This is a genomic window from Pedobacter flavus, assembly GCF_036324285.1.
Taxonomy (GTDB): Bacteria; Bacteroidota; Bacteroidia; order Sphingobacteriales; family Sphingobacteriaceae; genus Pedobacter; species Pedobacter flavus.
In genome coordinates this window covers 890,146-912,517 of sequence record NZ_JAZDQU010000002.1, presented here as the reverse complement: position 1 = coordinate 912,517, position 22,372 = coordinate 890,146, and the positions used below count along the sequence as shown (strand labels likewise).

The window sequence follows — 22,372 nt, the reverse complement described above, 5'->3', positions numbered from 1 at the left end:
AAAAAAATCTGATGAGCACCATCAGATTTTTTTTTAATAATACTGAATTATTTCAACCTCAAAAATACAGTAACCAAATTCTTTTAGAGATGTGAATATTAAAAAGGTGTTTTGTGATGGTTTTACCTTGTATTTCTTGACTAAATTTTGAGCTGTATCAGGGTAATTTCTTACAATAACATTAGCAGATAAATTTTTTATTTTCTTTAATTCGTTTGCATTTATAATTCGCTTTACTCTAAATATTCTACCAGGGAAAAGTTGGTTAATTGCTGTACTGGTATATAGCTGAGCATCTAAATCTAGCTTAATTAAATTATAATGTTCAGCAATTTCATTAAAAGCTCCAGATTTTAATAAAGCCACGTCTGGTTCATATAAATATTCTATTTCTGTTGGATTTAAATACTTATGCTGAAAGGGTATATGGTTTAAAACAGAATTAAACTGCTTAATTTCTGTGTTTAGGCAGACAGAATGAATGGTTGTTTTTTTTGTATAATCCGGATTTATAATCCATAATAGCTCTTTACATTCATTTTTTACACTAATTATATATACATCACTTACATTTTTAAGTTCCTTTAAGCCCGCATTTAGATCTAATAATGGTGAAGTTTTAATCACCAAAAGCTTAGTTTTTAATAAAATTTCATCTAGATGAGGTAAGAAATTGGGTGTATAATCTTCTAATTTGAATACTTTACCAGCACTGTTTCTTCGTGCAGGATCCATGTAAATAAGATCGTAAACTTTATTGTTATTAAGTAATGTTTCTAATCCATCACCATTAAAAACATTTAGATTTTCTAATCCTAATTGTTGTGCATTATGTCTTGTAATAGCAGTTAAAGAATCATTTATTTCAAATCCAATAACAGATGAAAAGTTTTTTGAAAAATAATACGCATCAACCCCGAATCCAAGTGTTAAATCTACCATAGATTTTCCTTTAAATAATGATGCTTTAAATTCAGCAGTTATTTCTGAGGAAGTTTGTTCTATAGAAAGGGTAGGTGGGAAATATATATTTTCAGTATTAAACCAAGTAGGTAATTTTTTTTTAGCCTTTAATTTGGCACCTATTTGATTGGCTAATTCAGCACTAGAAACATTAGAAAATGGACTTTTACTTAGACTAATTTTCGAGATATCTTTGTCTAAATTGTTATTTATAAATGCTTGAACCTCCTTACTTAAAAGGGTTGGATTAAAGGGAATCATTATTTTTCATTAACAATTGGCAAGTGTATCTACTTTTTATTTCTAAAAGTATGTTTTTATCCACAGTTACTCTATCAACAGTAGCTTTATCGTAATACCTAATAGTCACTAATTCTAATCCTTTATTATATTTTACTTTATACAATAACTTAAGATCTTCAATTAACAAATTTATTTTTGTTGGATGATCATCAACACTAACTGAGAAACTTAATGCAGAATTTAACATAGTATTCACACTAACTTGATGTTTGTGAAATAAACTAAAAATTTGACTTAAGTTTTCTTCAATTATAAATGAAAAATCTTTTGGTGAAATAGAAAGTAATACTTGATTTACCTTAAATATAAAAGATGGAATTGGTAAAGGAATTTGGTCTTTCTGGACTTTTGTTCCTGGTAAAGTTAAATCCTTAAAGGATCTTACATATAGTGGAATACCTTTGTTTTGTAGAGGTTTTATGGTTTTTGGATGAATAACTGTCGCGCCATAATAACTTAATTCTATAGCATCCTGATAACTTAATTCAGGTATTTCTTTAGTGTCATCAAACCATTTTGGATCTGCATTTAATACACCAGGTACATCCTTCCAAATGGTAACTTGATCACCATCTATTGCTGAGCAAAATAAGGCGGCAGAATAATCAGAACCTTCACGTCCTAAGGTTGTAGAAAAATTTTCGCTACTGCTTCCTATAAATCCTTGTGTTACAACAATATATTTGTCTAGTAAGGGTTGTAAATCTTTTTGAATTAAATAACAACTTAACGACCAATTAACATTTGCGTTTTGGTAATTATTATCAGTTTTAATATAATTTCGTGCATCTTGCCAAATTACATTTACCCCAATATGGTTTAAATAAGCTGCTAAAATGGTGGATGATAAAATTTCACCAACAGATACAATTTGGTCATAAATATAATCTTCACTGTCTTGGAAAGGCTCTTCTAAAATCCATTCTACTTCAACTAAGGCATTCGAAAGGTTGTCTATAAGTGAACTACCATTTTCACCTAATAATTCTTGAGCTATATTAAAATGAAAGATTTTAATCTTTTGTAATAATTCTTGCGCAACTTCTATTTGGTCATTTTTAAAGGCCGAAACTACCTTTTCGAGTTGATTAGTTATATCAGCAATTGCTGAGTTCACAATTAACAACTGCGGAATATTTGCATTTTTAATAATTGAGCCAACATTTCTAAAACCATCTGCATCCTTAACAGATGCCCCACCAAATTTATATACTGCTTTTTGCATTTATAATAGCTCCTTTGTTTGTTGTTTACTTAATGAACCATTTAGCCATCCTTTATCTATTTGGGCATTGTATTTTTGATAAAAATTTAAAGCTGGCTCATTCCAATCTAAAACTTGCCAAGTCATGCCATTATATTTTCCATTTTTACTCTCTTGAATTACACTTTCAAAAAGTATTTTTCCAATACCTAAACCTCTTTTAGATTCAGTAACAATAAAATCTTCTAAATATAATCTTCTTCCTTTCCAGGTACTGTAACGCGTATAGTATAATGCAAATCCAATAATTAAATTATCTTCAATTGCCACAATCGCCTCCCATACAGGATTTGATCCAAAACCTGCATCTTCAAATTCCTGTAAAGTTACTGTAACTTCTTCAGGCGCTTTTTCGTAAACAGCCAGTTCATTTATGAGTTCCAGTAGTCTTTTGCAATCGCTTTTAACAGCTTTTCTTATTTCAATATTCATATTTATCTTTCTCCAAAAATGCTACTACCAATTCTAACCATATTACTGCCTTCGGCTAATGCAATTTCAAAATCGCTACTCATACCCATTGAAATGATATTAAAATGTGGCTGATTTTTAAAATAGCTAATTTTTAATCCATCAAAAAACACTTTTAACTCATTAAATTCAATCCCAATTTGAGTATTACTTACCCCATTTGTAGCCATTCCCATAACGCCACAAATGCGTATATTTTTTAATGATTCAAATTCTGGTGATCTTAAAATTTCGATTACTTCATCAAAGCCTAAACCGTATTTTGTATCCTCATCTGCAATATAAATTTGCAAAAGACAGTCGATCACTCTATCATTCTTTAAGGCTTGTTTATTAATCTCTTTCAATAGCTTTAAACTATCTACAGAATGAATTAATTGAATAAATGGCGCAATGTATTTTACTTTATTGGTTTGTAAATGCCCAATTAAATGCCATTGAATATCAGTAGGTAATAAATTTGCTTTTTCTACCAACTCCTGCACTAAGTTTTCTCCAAAAATTCTTTGCCCTGCATCATATGCTATTTTAACTTTTTCGGCCGGATGATTTTTAGAAACTGCAACTAAAACTGCATTTTTTTCTTCAATTAATGTTTTATATTTTAATAATTTCCCTTCAATGCTCATTATTCAGTATTTTTGGTAAAATTAACAACCTTATTTCAAATCCAACAGAATTTATCTGGAATGCGCAAAAATATTTTACTAATATGTTCAATTCTTATTTTGTTAGCCTGTAAGTCAGGTGTGCCAAAGGATGTAATTGCTCCTGAAAAAATGAAGGATATTTTAATTAATATTCATGTTGTAGATGGTTATTTAATGACTTATACATCGTTAGATTCTTCAAGAAAGTCTGGATCAGTTTATTATAATAGTATTTATAAGCATTTTGGTGTAGATTCTGCCCAATACGCACGTAGCCTAAGTTATTACAACCAAAATCCGGAAAAATTAAGTGCTATTTACCAAGAGGTTACTACAGATTTGGATAAAATATTAAAAGAAGAGGAGAAATTAGATAAGCAAAATGTTATATCCCAATAATTGCGAGGAAAGAGTTGGGTTTTCGGAAATCCGACAATTATTGTTGAAACATTGTCTAAGTCCTATGGGACAAGAAATGGTGGGCAAAATGCAGGTCATGAGCCGGTTCGACCAAATAGACAAATTTTTAAGGCAGACTCATGAGTTTAAGACCATTCTTTTAGACAATGAGCCATTACAGATAAATGTATTTTTTGATATAAAACGTTTAACCGAAAAAATACGCGTAGAAGGTAGTTATTTAACAGAAGAAGAAGTATTTCAAATATATATATCCTTGCAAACCGTATTTTCTGTTTTAAGGTTTTTTGCTGAAAGAAAGGATGTTTATCCAGCTTTAGAGGCATTATTTGAAAATTTACCAATAGAGCAAGGAATTTTAAGATCGATTGAGTCTGTAATTGACTTAAAAGGAAAAATTAAACCAAATGCATCTCAAAGGCTACAGGCTATAACTACAGAAATAGCAAAAGGAGAGCAGGAAGTTAGGAAGCGCATGGATAGTATTTATAGAACGGCAGTAAGCAAGAATTATGTTGCTGATGGTTCTTTAACTATGCGTGATGGAAGAATGTGTATTCCGATTTTATCTGACCACAAACGAAAAATAAAAGGTTTTATACACGATGAATCTGCAAGTGGTCAAACTGTTTATTTAGAACCTGAAGAGGTTTTTAATTTAAATAATCAGCTTCGCGATTTAGAATTTGATAGGCGACGTGAAATTATTCAAATTTTAACTCGATTAACAGATGAGTTAAGGCCTTATAATGCTCAATTAGTTGCTTATCATGGGTTTTTAACCAAATTAGATTTTGTTAGAGCAAAGGCATTATTTGCAATATCTATAAATGCATCACTTCCAATTTTAAAGAATGAACCTAAATTAAAATTAGAAAATGCAAGGCATCCTTTATTGATGTTGAGCTTTAAAGAAGAAAATAGAACTGTAGTTCCATTAAATGCGCATATTGATCAAAGTTTAAGAATACTAGTGGTTTCTGGGCCAAATGCCGGTGGAAAATCTGTTTGCATGAAAACAATTGGGTTATTGCAAATGATGGCACAATCTGGATTATTAATTCCAGCCGACGGACATACTGAAATTGGCGTATTTGATAAAATTTTCGCTGATATTGGTGATGATCAAAGTATTGAAAGTGATTTAAGTACTTATAGTGCTCATTTAAATAAAATGCGCTATTTTATTTCAAATGCCACCGCTAAAACATTAGTGTTGATAGATGAGTTTGGAACGGGTACAGATCCTCAGTTTGGGGGACCAATTGCGGAAGCGGTTTTGGAAACTTTAAATAATAAAAAAGTAAGAGGTGTAATAACAACACATTATTCTAACTTAAAACTTTTTGCGGGTAATAATGAAGGGTTAGAAAACGCCTCCATGTTATTTGATAACTCAAAAATGAAGCCGTTATATATTTTGGATATAGGCAAGCCAGGAAGTTCTTATGCATTTGAAATTGCTCAAAATATTGGTTTACAGAATGATGTAATAGAACTTGCTAAGAAAAAGACAGGTACAAAGCAAAATAGTTTAGATAAAATGTTGGTTGAACTAGAGAAAGAGAAAAAGGAAGTTCATCAAGCAAAAATTAATCTGGCAAACCTGCAAAATAAGGTTAAGAATTTAGTGGCTGAAAATGAAAAGCACAAAGAATTTTTAGAAGAGAATAAAAAGAAATTGCTTAAAGAAGCAAAATTGGAAGCTCAAAGCATCATCAAAAATGCAAATAAATTGGTTGAAAATACCATTTCTCAAATCAAGAAGAAGCAGGCTGATAAAGAAATTACAAAAGCACTTAGAGATAATTTAAATAGGAGTTTAGAGGAGAATAAAATAAAAGAAGAGCCAAAAAAGAAAGTTATAATTGAAGAAAATGATGATGAGATACTTGCAGGAGATTGGGTGAAATTATTAAGCAATGATGCGGTTGGTCAGGTTATAACTATTAATAAAAACTCCTTGGTAGTGGCTTTGGGCGATTTAAGAACTGTGGTAAAAAGAAATTCCGTAAAAAAAGTTAGCCATAAGCAGGTTAAAAAGTTAGCTCAAGGCAATGCTTTTGCTGGTGGTATGACTGATTTGGCTACTAATTTTAAAGCAGAGTTGGATTTGAGAGGTATGCGAACCGAAGCGGCTTTGGCAGAAGTTGAAAAATATTTAGATAAAGCTATCATGTTAGGTTTTCCATCTTTGAAGATTATTCATGGAAGAGGGGATGGAATATTAAGAAAAATGATCAGAGAATATCTACGAAAATATAGCGAAGTAAAAAGAATAGAGGATGAACACGCTGATAGAGGAGGGGATGGAATAAGTTATGTTTATCTTGCCTAATTAGCGCTTAGGACATTTTTTACAACGTTTTCCTTTTTTATATTTTTCGCAACATTTTTTCATTTCTGCTGTACAAGAAAATAAGAATCGCATTCCTTTTTGTTGTTCATCATTAATTTGAAACCCAGCGTTTTTTGTAGAATCATTCATTACTACAAAGGTAGTAATTTTTAATTATTCTAAATAATAATAAGTGTTTTTGAATTTGAATTGATCAAAATGAATTAAAAGTCATCAATCATGAAGTAGATTGATGACTTTTAATTAGATATTAGCTATCGTGTTTTTCTAATAGTTTTAGCAATATTTCAAAATCTTTTGGATAAGGAGCTGTAATATCAATTGTATTATCTTGTAGATCTTTAAAACTTAGTTGTCTTGCATGAAGAGCAAACCTTTTCATAATGGGTTGTTCTTCTACATCTTTTGATAATTTATATCCTCTTTTAAATGACGATAAATAAACAGGTTTACCTTTATACATGTCATCACCTACAATTGCAGCGCGTTGTGTAGCTAGGTGAATTCTAATTTGGTGCATTCTACCCGTAACCGGCTTACATTCTACTAAAGTATAATGTTTAAAGTATTTAATAGAATTGAACCAAGTTTCTGCTCTTTTACCTTCGGCTCTGTCAATAGAAACATGCTTATTTCCTTCATTTAAAATAGGTAAATCAACCAATAAATTTTCAAAAACAAATTGTCCTTGAACTACGGCATGATATATTTTATTTACTTTTCTTTTTTCAAATTGAATTGAAATATGTCGGTATGCTTCAGGGTTTTTTGCAATAATTATGGCGCCTGAAGTTTCTTTATCTAATCTATGGCAAACTTGTGCATCTGCATGATACTTTTTTGCCATTCTAAGAATATTGGTTTCACCCATTCCTGTTCTATCATCTAAAGAAGCTAGGAAAGGGGGTTTATTAACTACTATAAGATCATTATTTTCAAATATTATAAGATCTTTAAACTGTGGTATTTTCAAAATATGGGGGTTAATCGAGGCGTTTTAGGCCAAATTTTTCTATTTTACTGTATAAATGACTACGCTGAATGTCTATTTCATCCGCAGTTTTGCTAACGTTCCAATTATTTTTCTCCAGTTTAAATTTAATATAGTCCTTTTCAGCCTGGTCTTTATAATCCTGGAAACTTTTGAAGTCATCGTAATTTATTGAATTGCCATTTGTAGATTGAGATTCGTTTCCACTTCCAATATTAGTACCTCCTGTTGGATTAGCAAATGCAATTACATCTTGCTCACTAATTACTTTATCACTTAAAATAATTAGACGTTCAATCATATTGTGAAGCTCTCTAACATTACCTGTCCACGGTAACGATTTAAGGGCTTTCATTCCAGCTTCATTAATTTTTTTTATCGGCATACCGTATTCTCTGCAAATTTCCTCTAAAAAATTTTGAGCAATTACTGGTATGTCTTCTGTTCTTTCGGTAAGATTAGGTACATGAATATTAATCACATTTAGTCTGTGGTATAAATCCATTCTAAAATTTCCTAATTCTATTTCTTTAAGTAAATCTTTATTAGTAGCAGCTAAAACTCTAACATTTACTTCAATTTCTTTCTCGCCACCAACTCTAGAGATCTTATGTTCTTGCAAAGCACGTAGAACTTTGGCTTGAGCAGACAAACTCATATCGCCAATTTCATCTAAAAACAAAGTACCGCCGTTGGCTTGTTCAAACTTTCCAATTCTTTGTTTAACTGCAGAGGTAAATGAGCCTTTTTCGTGTCCAAACAACTCACTTTCAATTAATTCTGAAGGGATGGCAGCACAATTTACTTCGATTAATGCATTTTCAGCTCTATTAGAACGTTCATGTAGCCAGCGAGCAACAAGTTCCTTACCACTTCCGTTTGCACCCGTAATTAAGACTCTAGCATCTGTAGGGGCAACTCTTTCTATAGTCTCTTTAATTCTGGTAATACTTTCTGATTCTCCAAGAATTTCTCTGGTTTTACTTACTTTTCTTTTTAAGACTTTAGTTTCGGTAACTAGTGTTCCTCTGTCTAATGCATTTCTTACTGTAATTAATAACCTATTTAAATCTGGTGGTTTTGAAATAAAATCGAAAGCACCTTTTTTACTAGCTTCAATGGCAGTTTCTACTGTTCCGTGGCCAGAAATCATTATAAATGGGATATCTGGTTTTAAAGCCAATGATTGCTCTAAAACTTCCATTCCATCCATTCTATTCATTTTAATGTCGCATAAAACTACATTATAATTGTTATTGCGAATTAGTTCTAATCCATCTATTCCGTTATCTACATCTTCAACTTCGTAGTTTTCATATTCTAGGATTTCACGAAGGGTACTTCGGATAGCTCTTTCGTCGTCTATTATTAGAATTTTAGCCATTTAATATGATTTTCTTTTAGATTTTTTTTTAACAAGATACTTTTTTTATTTCTATTATTCTTTAACGGAATAAACAGGATAAAAATTCTATTGTTTGGATAATTAAAATTTCTCTTTAAATTAATAAAAAAGAAAAAATGTAGACCTATAAGCCGGGTTCTGTTTCCGTAAAACGGATTTCTATCATTAATCTAGACTATATGTTGCCATATAGCTCAAACGCCCTACCCATTCCATTAAATTTTAGCTGAAAGCTAAAAAACGAAGCGTGCAACTCCATATGGAACCTATTTGGACTTTCAACTCCCAGGGTTTACCACAACCATGGTCACCCATAATTGTCGTGAGCTCTTACCTCGCGTTTTCACCCTTATCGGTCTAAAAGACCGACGGTATATTTTCTGTGGCACTTTCCGTTACTCAAAGTTAATTGAATACCTTGCGGTTAGCAAGTGAGATGCACTTTGTTGCCCGGACTTTCCTCTCCGACCTAAATCGCAGCGATAGAACAGTCTACATTTTTCACAAAGATAGTAAAAAGGCTAATTAGACTGTGATAAATCTATTGAAACTTGGCTGTATGGGTACATTCCTTGTTTATTGCCAAATGAGTTCGTGATATAAACTATAACTTGTGCAATATCCATATCAGTCATTTCAGGGAAACCTTTCATTTCTTCCTGATATTTTTTACCATGTATAATTAATTCTTCATTGGTGCCATTTTTAATTATACTCGCCAATTTATTTCTATTGGCTTGCATAAATAAAGTATCCGTTAGGGGAGGAACTAATTCTCCTAATCCTTCTCCCTTTTTACCATGACAATTCTGGCAAGCTTTTTCATAAACAGACATGCCGTTTATATAATACTTTGCTTGTTCCAATTCTTCAGCAGATTGGCAACTACTTATAATTATCAGCACTAAAAAATTAAGAAATAATAAGCTTATAATTTTTCTCTGCACTATTTTTCTTTTAATAATATAGGAAGATCTTTCCTCAATTTTTCTACCTGCTCATCATTAGTGCCGTCGTATGCGCCTCTAATTCTTCTTTGTTTATCTATTAAAATAAAGAAACCTTGATGAATATAACCGTCTCTTGCAGTACTGTCTTCATTAGCAGCAACCAAATAATCTTTTTCGGCAATGGTATAAACTTTTTCTTTTGAACCATATGCAAATTGCCATTTTTTAGTATCTACACCTAATTTTTGAGCATAGGTTTTTAATCTCGAAGGTTTATCGTATTTGAAATCTATGGTATGAGATAAGAACATTAAATCATCATTATTTTTAAACTCATCATAGATCGTTTTCATGTTCCTATGCATAATAGGGCATATTGTTGAACAAGAAGTAAAGAAAAAGTCAGCTATATATACTTTATTTTCAAATGTTTTTTGATTTATAAGAACACTATCTTGATTTAAAAACTCCCAGTCTGGGATGGTTTTATAAATTGTATCTACCTTAATTTCGCCATTTGCAAGCTTAGTTTCTTGCGTATGTCTTTCTCCGTAAATTGGTAATGTTTTTTCTTCCTTACATCCCGTTATAACACTTAAAACAAGTATTGAAAATAAAAATATAGATCTAAATTTCATAGTATTAAAATAATTCGTAAATGTAGGTATAAACGATTATATGGGTAGAATTTAGTATTAAAAATTACATCTCTGTAACACCAAGATCAACTAAAAGTGAACTTAAATGATTGTCTAATTCAGTATTTACTTTCTCATAATCTTCAACCGTGTTTAAATTACTATTTATGCTGCAATAGAATTTAATTTTAGGTTCTGTTCCAGAAGGTCTTGCAGAAATAATATTTCCATTTTCTGTGATAAATTGTAAAACATCAGATTTTGGAAAATTAAGCGGTTGAGTAGTATTATTAACTAGATCTGTTTTAATTCCTTTTTCATAATCCTTAAGTATAATAATCCTAGAATTTCCTATTGTTGAAGGAGGATTTGATCTGAACTTTTCCATCATTGATTTGATTTCTTCGGCGCCAGACTTCCCTTTCTTAGTAAGCGAAAGTAAAGTTTCTTTATAGAAACCATGTTTAATATATATGTCAATTAAAGCATCAAATAAACTCTTGCCTTGATTTTTATAAAAAGCAGTCATTTCGGCAATAAATGCACAACTAATAACTGCATCCTTATCTCTTACTAATTCTCCAACAGATAATCCATAGCTTTCTTCGCCACCGCCAATAAATTCTCTTTTACCTTGTAATTCTGTAATTAAGGCACCTATGTATTTAAATCCTGTTAAGGTTTCGAAACAATCAACGTTATAATATTTTGAGATTTTTGCAATTAAATCGGAAGTTACAATCGTTTTAACAATGTATTCTTTGCCTGTTAATTTACCTGCCGCATTCCATCTATCTAACAAATAGTGAACTAGTAAACTGCCAGATTGATTACCATTTAACAAAATAAACTTTCCATGGTTATCTTTTACCGCAATTCCCACTCTGTCTGCATCTGGATCTGTTGCTAAAACTAAATCAGCATCTATTTTTTCGGCATATGAAAGTGCCATTGTCATGGCTTCTTTTTCTTCAGGATTTGGATATATTACGGTAGGGAAATTTCCATCTGGTTGTTCTTGCTCTTTTACAACATGAATATTTCTAAATCCGAATTTTAATAATGCTGCAGGAACTATGGTTATTCCGGTACCATGAATAGGCGTATATACAATTTTAAGATCTGATTCTTGCGTTATAATTTCTGGTTCTAATGAGAGTTCAGAAATTTTTCTAAGGTATAAAGTATCTAATTCGGAGCCAATAAATTCAATGTTTTCATCAACTCTATTAAATTTAATTTCAGAAATATTTTTAATATCGGCCACTTCTTTCATAACAAGCTTATCTGCAGGGCTTACCAATTGTCCGCCATCTTCACCATAAGCTTTATACCCATTATATTCTTTTGGGTTATGAGAAGCGGTAACCATAACGCCACTTTTGCAACCCAATTCGCGAATAGCAAATGATAAAAGTGGGGTAGGGCGTAATGCTTTAAAAAAGTAAACTTTTATATTATTAGCCGAAAAAACATCGGCAGTTATTTCAGCAAAATATTTAGATAAATTTCTGCTATCGTATGAAATGGCAACAGAAATTGGTTGATTTGGATAAGTTTTATTTAAATAATTTGCCAGACCTTGAGTTGCAGTTCCAACCGTGTATTTATTCATTCTATTTGAACCAGGCCCCATAATCCCACGTAATCCACCAGTGCCGAATTCAAGATTACGATAAAAAGAATCTATTAAAGTGGTTTCATCACCAGTATCAATTAAATTTTGAATTGATTTTTTAGTCGCCTCATCATAATCACCGTTTAACCAGCTTTCTATATTTGCTTTAATGTTAGATTCTATATTCATATACGCTCAAGTATTACTTATGGCTAAAGTATGGATTATATCTATATTTTAATTAAAAATGTTTTCATCTAGCTGAATTTTCACGCCTTATTGGTAAATTCACACAATTATTTATAAATTAATTTAAAGTCCAAAATGAAAATATTAAAGTTTGGTGGTACATCAGTAGGTAGTGCCGACCGAATGAAAAGCCTAGTCGACATTATAGATCCAGCTGAACATCAAATTGTTGTGTTGAGTGCTGTTTCTGGAACTACCAATAGTTTAGCTGAAATCTCGAAGTTATTATTAAATGATAAGCGTGAGGATGCTGCAAATGCTATAAAGAAATTGAAGCAGCAATATGTTGAAATAGTTGAAGGATTAGGTTTAAAGGACGAATTAAAAGAAGAAGCAAATGATATTGTTGATTATCATTTCAATATTTTAAATAATTTCTGCAAAGAGCATTTTACATCAATCGAAGAGAAAATAGTATTGGCACAAGGCGAATTACTATCCACTTCATTGTTTCATATTTACTTAAAATCTATCAATATAAAATCAGTATTGCTACCTGCATTAGATTTTATGAAAATTGATGTAGATAATGAGCCTGAAATCCCATTTATTACTGCACATTTAAAGCCTCTTATAGAAGCTCATCCTGACACAAAATTATTTATAACTCAAGGATATATTTGTAGAAATAGCTTTGGAGAAGTTGATAATTTAAGAAGAGGGGGAAGTGATTATTCAGCTTCATTAATTGGGGCCGCTTTATTGGCAGATGAAGTTCAAATTTGGACTGATATTGATGGTATGCATAATAATGATCCAAGGATCGTAAAAGGAACCAAACCTATAGCAAAATTATCATTTGATGAAGCTGCAGAGTTGGCTTATTTTGGTGCGAAAATTTTGCATCCACAGTCGGTTTTTCCTGCTCAAAAATATAAGATCCCGGTTAGGTTATTAAATACAATGGAGCCAAATGCACCTGGAACATTAATAGCCACAGAAAGTGAAAAAGGTAAAATAAAATCTATTGCTGGAAAAGATGGTATTACAGCTATAAAAATTCAGAGTAGCAGAATGCTTTTAGCCTATGGATTTTTAAGAAGAGTTTTTGAAATTTTTGAAAGATATAAAACTCCAATTGATATGATTACTACTTCTGAGGTAGCCGTATCTTTAACAATTGATAAATTGGATTTCTTACCTCAAATTATTGATGAATTAAAAGATTTTGGAAATGTTGAAGTAGACAAAGACCAAGCAATAATTTGTGTAGTAGGCGATTTTGGAGCTGAAAAGCATGGTTTTGCTGTACGAGTTTTAGAAGCTTTGAAGCATATTCCTATCAGAATGATTTCTTATGGAGGAAGTAATTACAATATTTCTATGTTAATTAATCAAGATGATAAAGTAGAGGCCTTGAGAAGTTTACACAGCAGACTTTTTGATTAATATTTTCTAAATAGAAAAAACAAAAAAACGAGGAATAGCGCAAAGAAAATTATAGCTCTATTCTTTTTATTATATGCTTCTTGACTAATTTTTTGTAGTTTAAATTCTACTTGATTGGCCAGAAGAAATAGTAAGACAATAATAGCTAATCCTACAATTATAAATTTTAACATGTTTAGTCCTAAAAATATAGCGCAATTTGCAGAAATTGAAACACCTTTTTATTATTATGATCTAGAATTATTGAAAAAAACTTTAGAAGCATGTGCAAATGAAGCTAAGGCTTATAAATATCATGTGCATTATGCTTTAAAAGCTAATTTTAATGAGAATGTTTTGAAGACAATTCAAGAATTTGGATTTGGAGCAGATTGTGTAAGTGGAGCAGAAGTAGAAAAGGCCATAGAATGTGGTTTTTCGCCAAATAAAGTAGTATTTGCTGGGGTGGGGAAATCTGATAAAGAAATAAACAAAGCTTTAGATCTAGATATTTTTGCATTTAATGTAGAAAGTGTTCAAGAACTAGAAGTGATTAACGAATTGGCTAAGGCAAAGAGTAAAATTGCGCAAGTAGCTTTAAGAATTAATCCAAATGTTGATGCACATACTCATGCCAATATTACAACTGGCCTTGATGAAAATAAATTTGGGATAAACAGTTGGGATTTGCCTTTATGCGCCTCTGTTTTAAGGAATTCTGAAAATATTAAATTCTTAGGGATTCATTTTCACATAGGTTCTCAAATAACCAATTTGGAGGTGTTTAAACACCTGTGTATAAAAGTAAATGAATTTTCTGCCTGGTTTGAAGAACGCGGATTTACATTAAAAGTTTTAAATGTTGGTGGGGGATTAGGGATAGATTATATGAATCCAAATAATCAAATTCCAGATTTCAAGGAATATTTTAAAATATTCGCTGAATTTTTAAATGTTGGCCCTCATCAGGAAGTTCATTTCGAATTAGGTAGAGCTTTGGTTGGACAATGTGCTTCGTTAATTTCTAGAGTTTTATATGTTAAATTGGGTAGAAAGAAGAATTTTATAATTCTAGATGCTGGAATGACTGAGTTAATGCGACCAGCTTTATATCAAGCCTATCATCAAGTGGAAAATTTAACACGTATTGATGTAGAAAAAACGGTTAAATACGATGTTGTGGGGCCTATTTGTGAAAGTACTGATAGTTTTGGAAAAGAAATATTGCTTGCTGAAACCCAAAGAGGCGATTTGTTTGCTATAAGAAGTACAGGGGCATATGGCGAGGTAATGGCATCAAATTATAATTTAAGGCCATCTATTGTACATGTTTACGATAATGAAGTAAAATAAAAAAGAGTCAGGAACTCAATGTTTCTGACTCATTTCTGATCTGTTTTAGGTTATTTTAATTTTTTTTGGAGGCAATAAAAACCAGAACTCCAGCTACTAATGCAATACCACCTGCAAAAGGTGGCCAATTCACACTTTCTTTTTTGTCTGATGTAATTTCTATTGGACCAGCATCTACTATTTTTTCTTTTTTAGTATAAGTAAATCCGGTCCACACCAACATAACTAAACCTAAGATCATTAAAATAATTCCTACTGATTTTCCCATATATAAATAACAAAGTATTGATCTAATTTGTTTTATGGTATAGTTTAATTAGGGAAAATGGAGGCGGGCTATAAAATTATTTTTTTTTAAAACTTAGGCTCAACAAAATAAAACCTATAATAGTAATGGCTCCTCCTAAATAGGGTATCCAATCTAAGAGTTGATGGTTCCAAAAAGGACCTTTGGATTCTCCTTTATCTAGTTTAAAATAAATTAGGGTGCTATAAGCCAACAGAATTAGTCCGATGTCTAATATTATTACTGATAATTTCCTTGACATTTTTTTTTGTTTAAGTTTATTAAATATCGTAATAAATTATGAAATAAAAAAATAGCACAAAAAAACTCCAGAAAGTAATTCTGGAGTTTGAGTAATTTTAAAATTTGATTTATTCTTCGAAGAAATCAATTAATCCACCTATAAAATATTCTTCAATTCCGGCGGTAAAATCTTTATAATCTTCGTCAGGAATATTTGTTTGTACAAACTCTAAAGATGTTCCATTTTTATCTGGATGAACTTTAATTGTAACAATAGAAGGTGGATTATTATCACCAAAATACCATTGTTGAACTATTTTCTTGTAAGGCTCGAAACTAATATTTTTACCAGTTATATCGCCATCCCAATAAGAAAATTCTGTTTCAGGTATTTCTTCAAATTCTACTTCTGCTCCAGTCCACAATTGAATACTTTGCGCTTTTGTTAGCGCTAAATAAACTTCTTCTGGTGGGGCTGGTAAATAGGTATATTTTTTATAATCCATTTTATTTAAATGCGTTGATACCTGTTACATCCATACCTGTAATCAATAAATGAATATCATGTGTTCCTTCGTAAGTAACAACAGACTCTAAATTCATCATATGTCTCATAATACTGTATTCGCCTGTTATTCCCATACCACCTAACATTTGTCTTGCATTTCTAGCAATATCTAATGCAATTTCAACACTATTTCTTTTAGCCATTGAAATTTGTTCTGGTGTAGCTCTATTTTCGTTTTTAAGCATTCCTAAACGCCAAACTAATAACTGACCCTTAGTGATTTCGGTAATCATTTCGGCCAATTTCTTTTGTTGTAATTGGAACCCACCAATTGGTTTTCCAAATTGGTGACGTTCTAAAGAATATCTTAAAGCAGTATCATAACAATCCATAGCTGCACCTAATGCGCCCCAAGCAATACCATAACGTGCTTGATTTAAGCAACCTAATGGACCTTTTAATCCTTCAATATTTGGGAAAACATTTTCTTTAGGAACTTTTACATTATCGAATACCAACTCACCAGTAGCAGAAGCTCTTAAGCTCCATTTTCCATGAGTTTCTGGAGTAGAGAAGCCTTCCATTCCACGTTCAACCACCATTCCCTTAATTTTTCCAGCTTCATTTTTTGCCCAAACAACAGCAATATCAGCAAATGGTGCATTAGAAATCCACATTTTTGCTCCATTTAAAATATAATGATCGCCGGCATCTTTAATGTTAGTAACCATGCCACTTGGGTTAGAGCCATGATCTGGTTCTGTTAGACCAAAACATCCCATCATTTCGCCAGTAGCAAGTTTTGGAAGATATTTTTTCTTTTGTTCTTCAGAGCCATAAGCAAAAATAGGATACATTACTAATGAGCCTTGAACAGAAGAAGTAGATCTTATCCCAGAATCTCCTCTTTCAATTTCTTGCATTAAAATACCATAAGAGATATAATCTAAACCTGCACCGCCATATTCTACTGGAATGGTTGGTCCAAAAGCACCTATTTCTCCTAATCCTTGTATCAAATGTTTAGGGAACTCAGCGCGTTGCGCATAATCTTCAATTATAGGACTAACTTCTTTTTTAACCCATTCGCGGGCAGTTGCTCTAATTAATTTGTGTTCTTCAGTTATTAATTCGTCTAATAAATAATAATCTGGTGATTCGTATAAGTCTTTTTTAGCGGAACGGTTCATCTTTTTCTTATATTTGGTCTTCTTTTTCAAAGGTAATAAAATAGACCATAGCATACTAAAGATGGAAGAATTTATCCAGAAAATATCACTTAAGGATGTAAGATTTTATGCTTTCCATGGTTGGTATCCCGAAGAACAAATTATAGGTTGTTGGTTTACAGTGCATGTGGAAGTAGAATTTTTTAAAGTTAAAACAGAAGAAATGCTTTCTAAGACTTTAAATTATGAAGATTTAAATGCCATCATCAATAGGGCTATGGAGACGCCCAAAAAACTATTAGAAACAGTAGTTGAAGAAATTTTGGAGGAAATTAGAAACGATTACCCATTTATAAATTCGGCTGAGGTAACCATAATTAAACATAATCCACCTATGATTGGAGAAGTTGGATCTTCGGTAGTAAGTTTAAAATATACTAAATAATGTTATTCGCTAAATTAACCTCAGCACATATTGAGGAAATATCTAAAATTGTTGATTCAGCTTCATACACTGTAAATCAAGAAGAATTAGAAAAGTATGGTAAGGACGAAACAGAAGATTTATTGTTTTTACCCGAAATTGTTGTGAAACCAACAAATACAGATCAAATTTCTTTATTATTAAAATATTGTAATGAGCATCATATACCAGTAACTCCAAGGGGAGGAGGTACCGGTTTAAGTGGTGCGGCGCTTCCTATTTATGGCGGATTATTACTTTCAATGGAGAAGTTCAATAATATTCTTTCTATTGATACCGAAAATTTACAAGCTACTGTAGAGCCAGGTGTAATTACTGAGGTTTTTATGAATGCTGTAGAAGAAAAGGGATTGTTCTATCCGGTTGATCCAAGTAGTAAAGGTTCTTGTTTCATAGGTGGGAATGTGGCGCATGGTTCTGGTGGACCAAGAGTGGTTAAATATGGAACAATAAGAGAGTATATTTTAAATTTAGAAGTTGTATTGCCTAATGGCGATATAATATGGACTGGAGCAAATACCTTAAAATATGCTTCAGGATATAATTTAACTCAACTCTTAATTGGTTCGGAAGGGACATTAGGAATAGTGACCAAAATTGTAACCAAATTAATTCCAAAGCCTCAACAAAACGTTTTGATGCTAGGTTCATTTTTATCGAATGAGGCGGCTTGCGCTGCTGTGTCTGCAATTTTTAGAGCGGGTGTAACACCTTCGGCTTTAGAATTTATGGAACGTAGAGGGGTAGAATGGGTAATAGAATTTGATGATATTAAGTTCGATTTAAAACCGGAAATTGAAGCATTTTTAATGATTGAGATTGATGGCAATGATTTAGACGAGATTTTTAAAAATTGTGAGGTCATAAATTCTGTGTTAGAGCAAAATGGTTGTACCGAAGTGTTGTTTGCGGATACAGCCCAACAAAAGGAAGATATTTGGCGAATGCGTAGAACGATGGCAGAATCTGTTAAATCTAATTCAATTTATAAAGAAGAAGATACAGTAGTTCCAAGGGCAGCATTGCCTAAATTAATTAATGGAATTAAACAAATTGGTATTAAATATGGATTTGAAAGCGTGTGTTATGGACATGCTGGTGATGGAAATTTACACATCAATATTATTAAGGGAGGAATGAGTGATGAAGATTGGAATGAAAAGTTAAAGTTTGGAATTGTAGAAATATTTGAATTAACGGTTGCACTTGGCGGTACTATTTCTGGTGAACATGGTATTGGTTATGTGCAGAAAGATTATATGTCGATTAAATACTCTCCAATTCATATTCAATTGATGAAAGGTATAAAATCTATTTTCGATCCAAATGGGATATTAAACCCAGGAAAAATATTCTAATGATGTACGCTTTAGAAAATGATTTTCTACAAGTAGAAGTTAGCGGACTAGGTGCTGAATTAAAAAGTTTAAAATTTAAACCGGATTTAAAAGAAAGAATGTGGTCTGGAGATCCTATTTATTGGAATAAAACCAGTCCTTTATTATTTCCAATTGTAGGATCGCTAAAACAAAACGAATATAAGTTTAAAGATAAGGTATATCAATTAAACAGACATGGCTTTGCTAGGGAGATGGAGTTTGAGCTTGTAGAAAATAATTCGACAAGGTTAAAATTCCGATTGAATTCTTCTGAAAAAACTAAAAATTTCTATCCTTTTGATTTTAGTTTATATGTGGAATATGAATTAAACGATGCAGTTTTATATTGCAATTATGAAGTTGTAAATATCGGCCACGATGAGATGTTGTTTTCAATTGGTGCTCATCCTGCATTTGTAGTTGGAAACGGTACAGAAGCTTCATATAACGAGTATGCTTTGCATTTTAATAAGGATAATAAAATTAATTGCTATAAAATTTATGATGGATTAATTGGTGAAGACTATAAGGAAATGGTCTTAAAAAATAACCAACTATCACTTTCTTACGATTTGTTTTATGATGATGCATTGGTGTTTAAATCATTAAAAAGTGACTTAATTATTTTAAGTAATGATGGGGGCCAGACAGGGTTGAAATTCGAATTTAAAGATTTTCCTTATTTCGGAATTTGGGCTGCAGAAAACGCTAATTTTGTTTGTTTAGAACCTTGGTGTGGAATTGCTGATTCGGTTAACCATAATCAAGAATTAAGTGAAAAGGAAGGTATAAATTCCCTTTCACCTACAGAAACTTTCGAAAGATCATGGAGTGTAAGCTTAATTTAATGATTTAAGCGATTTTTAAATCTAACTGCTCAAAGTCAATCATTTTGCTTCTTTCAATTTCTGGAATGGATACAGATTTTTTGCTAGTGTAATCAAATGCAATACAAGAAGTTTTACCTGTACTGCAAATGGATTCTTTGTTATTTATTTCTTTCACGATTAAATATTCTAAATCAAAACTTTTTATACCGATTCTAGAAGTTCTGATATAGATATAAATTGTGTCTTCTGGAAAAATAGGCTGTTTATATTCAATAGAGGCACTTCCGATAATTATTCCGGTTTTTTTCCAATTCCAGTTTATGGCTTGTTGCCAATATTTTGTTCTCCCGATTTCAAAATAGGTTAGGTAGGTGGCGTTGTTAACATGACCTAATAAATCGAAATCATTGAATCTTAAATCAATTTTTGTTTTGTATTTAAAAGGTTGAATGGGGTTTATTTCGGTCATTTTGACTGGTTGATTGTTATTTTCACGCCAAAATGACTTAAAAAAGTTAAAAATTCTCATTGGTATAACAGTTGAATAAGCTTTGTAAACAATAAATCTATAAAAATTAAAATTATGACACTCGTAAAATTCAATAACAGAACTCGCAATAGTGCACCATACTTCAACAATGTTTTTGATTCATTGTTCAGTGATGCAATAAATAAAGTTAATAGTATTAGTAAAATGCCATTGGTTAATATCTACGAAAATCAGGAAGCTTACAAAATTGAAGTAGCGGCACCAGGATTAAATAAGGATGATTTTCAAATCAATGTTAAGAAATCTACTTTGTCTTTATGGGCAGAAGTGAAGAAAGAAGAAGGAACTGCAATTGATTATTCTAGACAAGAATTTGATTATAATTCTTTTGCTCGTTCATTTAACTTACCTGAAAATGCAGATTTAGAGTCTATCAAGGCTGAATATATAAATGGAATATTAACCATTACCATTGCAAAAGTTGATGAAAAATTAATGAGTAGAGAGATAAAGGTTTTATAAAGTTGGTTTAGTTAAGTTTGGTTTAGTGTAATTGTTACACAAATAAAGGGTGTTTTATATTTGAAACGCCCTTTTTTTATGCAATATCATAGTAATTTGGTATTTTTGAATATGCAAAGAGAAATATTAGACACTAAGAGAAAAGCTTTAAAAATTAATCTTAATTCTAAGATTTATGGCACATTTGCCGAGATAGGAGCCGGTCAGGAAGTCGCTAGGAATTTTTTTACTGCAGGTGCCGCTAGTGGTACTGTAGCTAAAACGATGTCGGCTTACGATATGACTTTTAGTGATGCTATTTACGGGGCTGAAGAAAGTGGTAGATATGTAAGTCAATCTCGCCTTCAAAAAATGTTAGCTCATGAGTATTCGCTGTTAAATGAGCGTTTAGTAGGAGAGAAATATCAAGACAGAACATTTTTTGCCTTTGCAAATACGGTAACTACTTTAAATTATAATAAAAGTAATGATCCGCATGGTTGGATTGGTATTAAGTTTCAAACGGAACCTGATTCAGAACCAAGTGAAATACATTTTCATGTAAGATTATTAGATACAGATGCTCATATTCAGAATAATGTTTTAGGTATTATTGGTGTAAACCTTGTTTATGCTGCTTTTTACCATTATCAAGATCCTAAAACTATGATTGAGTCATTGGCAGATAATTTAACTGTAGGCTCTGTTGAAATAGATTTGGTAAATGTTTCTGGCCCAGCATTTAAGAATTGTAATAATATTTTATTAAATCTATATCTTATTGTAAAAGACTTTTCTTCTGCTGCTATTTTCGATGAAAATGGCAATTCTTGTCAAGCGAAAGACTTACTTTATAAAAAGGATATTATGATTTTGAGAACCAAGTATGGTCAAAAATCAAATCCTAATTTTAGTATGTTAAATAAGGCAGTTGAAGAGTTCGTAAGAAAAGAGAAAGTTGAATCTGGAAATTTAAGTGTACTTATTGAAGTTTTATTGTCTAATGTTTTAACTGCAGACGACGACGACTTAGAAAATGTAGATTTAGAAGCCGTAGCTCAAAGAGCCGGAGATTTATGCAAAACTGGTAACTTGGTAATTGTGAGTAATTTTGCCAGACATAATAAATTAGCCAAATATTTAGAGCGTAGTAAACCAAAGAGTGTAGGGATTTCTACTAATATCAACAACTTAAAGTTTGTTTTTAACTCCAATAATTTTGGAGATAATTATAGTAATCAGTTATTAAGTTATGTGAGTGATACTTTTAGTAAGAATGTTAAATTATTTGCTTATCCGTTTTTAGATAAAAAGACTGGGGAAGTTATTACCACTAAAAATATGCCTGTAACTGAAGATGCAAAACCATTATTTGACTTCCTAATTGTGAATGGTTACATTACAGATATTCAAGACTATAAAGAAGAGGATGTAAAGACAGTTTAATTAGTTTTTAACTTATTAAAAACACACCTTTTTT

At 31.4% G+C, this 22,372-nt stretch carries 23 protein-coding genes and 1 other RNA gene; 9 read left to right on the top strand and 15 right to left on the bottom strand.

Going from position 1 to position 22,372, the window contains the following annotated elements; all coding sequences use genetic code 11:
* Nucleotides 1-33: 33 nt before the first annotated feature.
* From VRU49_RS10240 to VRU49_RS10225, 4 genes are read right to left on the bottom strand one after another with little or no spacing between them, the layout of a single operon-like run.
* A complete protein-coding gene (locus VRU49_RS10240) occupies nucleotides 34-1,224 on the bottom strand; it encodes a THUMP-like domain-containing protein (RefSeq protein WP_330146689.1) in 1,191 nt (396 codons plus the stop codon).
* Nucleotides 1,211-2,491: an aspartate kinase gene (locus VRU49_RS10235; protein WP_330146688.1), complete on the bottom strand. Its 1,281-nt coding sequence runs from the start codon at nucleotides 2,489-2,491 to the stop codon at nucleotides 1,211-1,213. Before VRU49_RS10235 ends, VRU49_RS10240 begins: the two co-directional genes overlap by 14 nt.
* A complete protein-coding gene (locus tag VRU49_RS10230; RefSeq protein WP_330146687.1) occupies nucleotides 2,492-2,962 on the bottom strand; it encodes a GNAT family N-acetyltransferase in 471 nt (156 codons plus the stop codon).
* A gap of 2 nt (nucleotides 2,963-2,964) precedes the next feature.
* On the bottom strand, nucleotides 2,965-3,630 hold the full coding sequence (locus VRU49_RS10225; protein WP_330146686.1) for a YggS family pyridoxal phosphate-dependent enzyme: 666 nt from the start codon (nucleotides 3,628-3,630) through the stop codon (nucleotides 2,965-2,967).
* A gap of 60 nt (nucleotides 3,631-3,690) precedes the next feature.
* Here VRU49_RS10225 and VRU49_RS10220 point away from each other — a divergent pair, with 60 nt between their 5' ends.
* Both VRU49_RS10220 and VRU49_RS10215 read left to right on the top strand, forming a co-directional pair.
* Nucleotides 3,691-4,050, top strand: a complete 360-nt coding sequence (locus VRU49_RS10220) for a DUF4296 domain-containing protein (protein WP_330146685.1) — start codon at nucleotides 3,691-3,693, stop codon at nucleotides 4,048-4,050.
* Nucleotides 4,034-6,409: an endonuclease MutS2 gene (locus VRU49_RS10215; RefSeq protein ID WP_330146684.1), complete on the top strand. Its 2,376-nt coding sequence runs from the start codon at nucleotides 4,034-4,036 to the stop codon at nucleotides 6,407-6,409. The genes VRU49_RS10220 and VRU49_RS10215 overlap by 17 nt, the downstream gene beginning before the upstream one ends.
* Nucleotides 6,410-6,680: 271 nt before the next feature.
* Here the strand turns inward: VRU49_RS10215 and VRU49_RS10210 are convergent, their stop codons facing one another.
* From VRU49_RS10210 to VRU49_RS10185, 6 genes are all read right to left on the bottom strand, one after another.
* Nucleotides 6,681-7,403, bottom strand: a complete 723-nt coding sequence (locus tag VRU49_RS10210; RefSeq protein ID WP_330146683.1) for an RluA family pseudouridine synthase — start codon at nucleotides 7,401-7,403, stop codon at nucleotides 6,681-6,683.
* Between the two features lie 10 nt (nucleotides 7,404-7,413).
* Nucleotides 7,414-8,805 carry a sigma-54-dependent transcriptional regulator gene (locus VRU49_RS10205; protein WP_330146682.1) on the bottom strand — a complete coding sequence of 464 codons (1,392 nt, stop codon included), beginning with the start codon at nucleotides 8,803-8,805 and terminating at the stop codon, nucleotides 7,414-7,416.
* 132 nt (nucleotides 8,806-8,937) lie between these two features.
* Nucleotides 8,938-9,325: RNase P RNA component class A (rnpB, locus tag VRU49_RS10200), an RNA gene on the bottom strand.
* Nucleotides 9,326-9,347: 22 nt separating this feature from the next.
* Nucleotides 9,348-9,731, bottom strand: a complete 384-nt coding sequence (locus VRU49_RS10195; RefSeq protein WP_330146681.1) for a c-type cytochrome — start codon at nucleotides 9,729-9,731, stop codon at nucleotides 9,348-9,350.
* A 41-nt stretch (nucleotides 9,732-9,772) separates the two neighbouring features.
* Nucleotides 9,773-10,414 carry an SCO family protein gene (locus VRU49_RS10190; RefSeq protein ID WP_330146680.1) on the bottom strand — a complete coding sequence of 214 codons (642 nt, stop codon included), beginning with the start codon at nucleotides 10,412-10,414 and terminating at the stop codon, nucleotides 9,773-9,775.
* 64 nt (nucleotides 10,415-10,478) lie between these two features.
* Nucleotides 10,479-12,221 (bottom strand): phospho-sugar mutase, encoded by a 1,743-nt coding sequence (locus VRU49_RS10185; RefSeq protein ID WP_330146679.1) that lies wholly within the window; start codon nucleotides 12,219-12,221, stop codon nucleotides 10,479-10,481.
* Between the two features lie 135 nt (nucleotides 12,222-12,356).
* Between VRU49_RS10185 and VRU49_RS10180 the strand changes: the two genes are divergently transcribed.
* Complete coding sequence (locus VRU49_RS10180; protein ID WP_330146678.1) at nucleotides 12,357-13,670, top strand: aspartate kinase; 1,314 nt, start codon at nucleotides 12,357-12,359, stop codon at nucleotides 13,668-13,670.
* Nucleotides 13,671-13,841: 171 nt separating this feature from the next.
* The gene (gene lysA, locus VRU49_RS10175) at nucleotides 13,842-15,002 is read left to right on the top strand and encodes a diaminopimelate decarboxylase (RefSeq protein WP_330146677.1); all 1,161 of its coding nucleotides are present in this window, start codon (nucleotides 13,842-13,844) and stop codon (nucleotides 15,000-15,002) included.
* Between the two features lie 55 nt (nucleotides 15,003-15,057).
* Here the strand turns inward: lysA and VRU49_RS10170 are convergent, their stop codons facing one another.
* The 4 genes from VRU49_RS10170 to VRU49_RS10155 form a co-directional block, all read right to left on the bottom strand.
* Entirely contained in the window at nucleotides 15,058-15,270 is a 213-nt protein-coding gene (locus VRU49_RS10170) for a hypothetical protein (protein ID WP_330146676.1), read from the bottom strand.
* A 76-nt stretch (nucleotides 15,271-15,346) separates the two neighbouring features.
* On the bottom strand, nucleotides 15,347-15,550 hold the full coding sequence (locus VRU49_RS10165) for a hypothetical protein (protein ID WP_330146675.1): 204 nt from the start codon (nucleotides 15,548-15,550) through the stop codon (nucleotides 15,347-15,349).
* 109 nt (nucleotides 15,551-15,659) lie between these two features.
* Nucleotides 15,660-16,037, bottom strand: a complete 378-nt coding sequence (locus VRU49_RS10160; protein ID WP_330146674.1) for an SRPBCC domain-containing protein — start codon at nucleotides 16,035-16,037, stop codon at nucleotides 15,660-15,662.
* Nucleotide 16,038: 1 nt separating this feature from the next.
* Nucleotides 16,039-17,229, bottom strand: coding sequence for an acyl-CoA dehydrogenase family protein (locus VRU49_RS10155; RefSeq protein ID WP_330146673.1), 1,191 nt, complete (start codon nucleotides 17,227-17,229; stop codon nucleotides 16,039-16,041).
* 61 nt (nucleotides 17,230-17,290) lie between these two features.
* Between VRU49_RS10155 and VRU49_RS10150 the strand changes: the two genes are divergently transcribed.
* The 3 genes from VRU49_RS10150 to VRU49_RS10140 are packed head-to-tail and all read left to right on the top strand — an operon-like array spanning nucleotide 17,291 to nucleotide 19,919.
* Nucleotides 17,291-17,653 carry a dihydroneopterin aldolase gene (locus VRU49_RS10150; RefSeq protein ID WP_330146672.1) on the top strand — a complete coding sequence of 121 codons (363 nt, stop codon included), beginning with the start codon at nucleotides 17,291-17,293 and terminating at the stop codon, nucleotides 17,651-17,653.
* Nucleotides 17,653-19,050 (top strand): FAD-binding oxidoreductase, encoded by a 1,398-nt coding sequence (locus tag VRU49_RS10145; RefSeq protein ID WP_330146671.1) that lies wholly within the window; start codon nucleotides 17,653-17,655, stop codon nucleotides 19,048-19,050. Before VRU49_RS10150 ends, VRU49_RS10145 begins: the two co-directional genes overlap by 1 nt.
* Nucleotides 19,050-19,919 carry an aldose 1-epimerase family protein gene (locus VRU49_RS10140; RefSeq protein ID WP_330146670.1) on the top strand — a complete coding sequence of 290 codons (870 nt, stop codon included), beginning with the start codon at nucleotides 19,050-19,052 and terminating at the stop codon, nucleotides 19,917-19,919. The genes VRU49_RS10145 and VRU49_RS10140 overlap by 1 nt, the downstream gene beginning before the upstream one ends.
* A 4-nt stretch (nucleotides 19,920-19,923) precedes the next feature.
* On the opposite strand, the gene VRU49_RS10135 is transcribed toward VRU49_RS10140, so the two are convergent.
* Nucleotides 19,924-20,370 carry an acyl-CoA thioesterase gene (locus tag VRU49_RS10135; RefSeq protein WP_330146669.1) on the bottom strand — a complete coding sequence of 149 codons (447 nt, stop codon included), beginning with the start codon at nucleotides 20,368-20,370 and terminating at the stop codon, nucleotides 19,924-19,926.
* Nucleotides 20,371-20,484: 114 nt separating this feature from the next.
* Here VRU49_RS10135 and VRU49_RS10130 point away from each other — a divergent pair, with 114 nt between their 5' ends.
* Complete coding sequence (locus VRU49_RS10130; protein ID WP_330146668.1) at nucleotides 20,485-20,913, top strand: Hsp20/alpha crystallin family protein; 429 nt, start codon at nucleotides 20,485-20,487, stop codon at nucleotides 20,911-20,913.
* 111 nt (nucleotides 20,914-21,024) lie between these two features.
* Nucleotides 21,025-22,338, top strand: coding sequence for a nicotinamide mononucleotide adenylyltransferase (locus VRU49_RS10125; RefSeq protein ID WP_330146667.1), 1,314 nt, complete (start codon nucleotides 21,025-21,027; stop codon nucleotides 22,336-22,338).
* The last annotated feature ends 34 nt before the right edge of the window (nucleotides 22,339-22,372 follow it).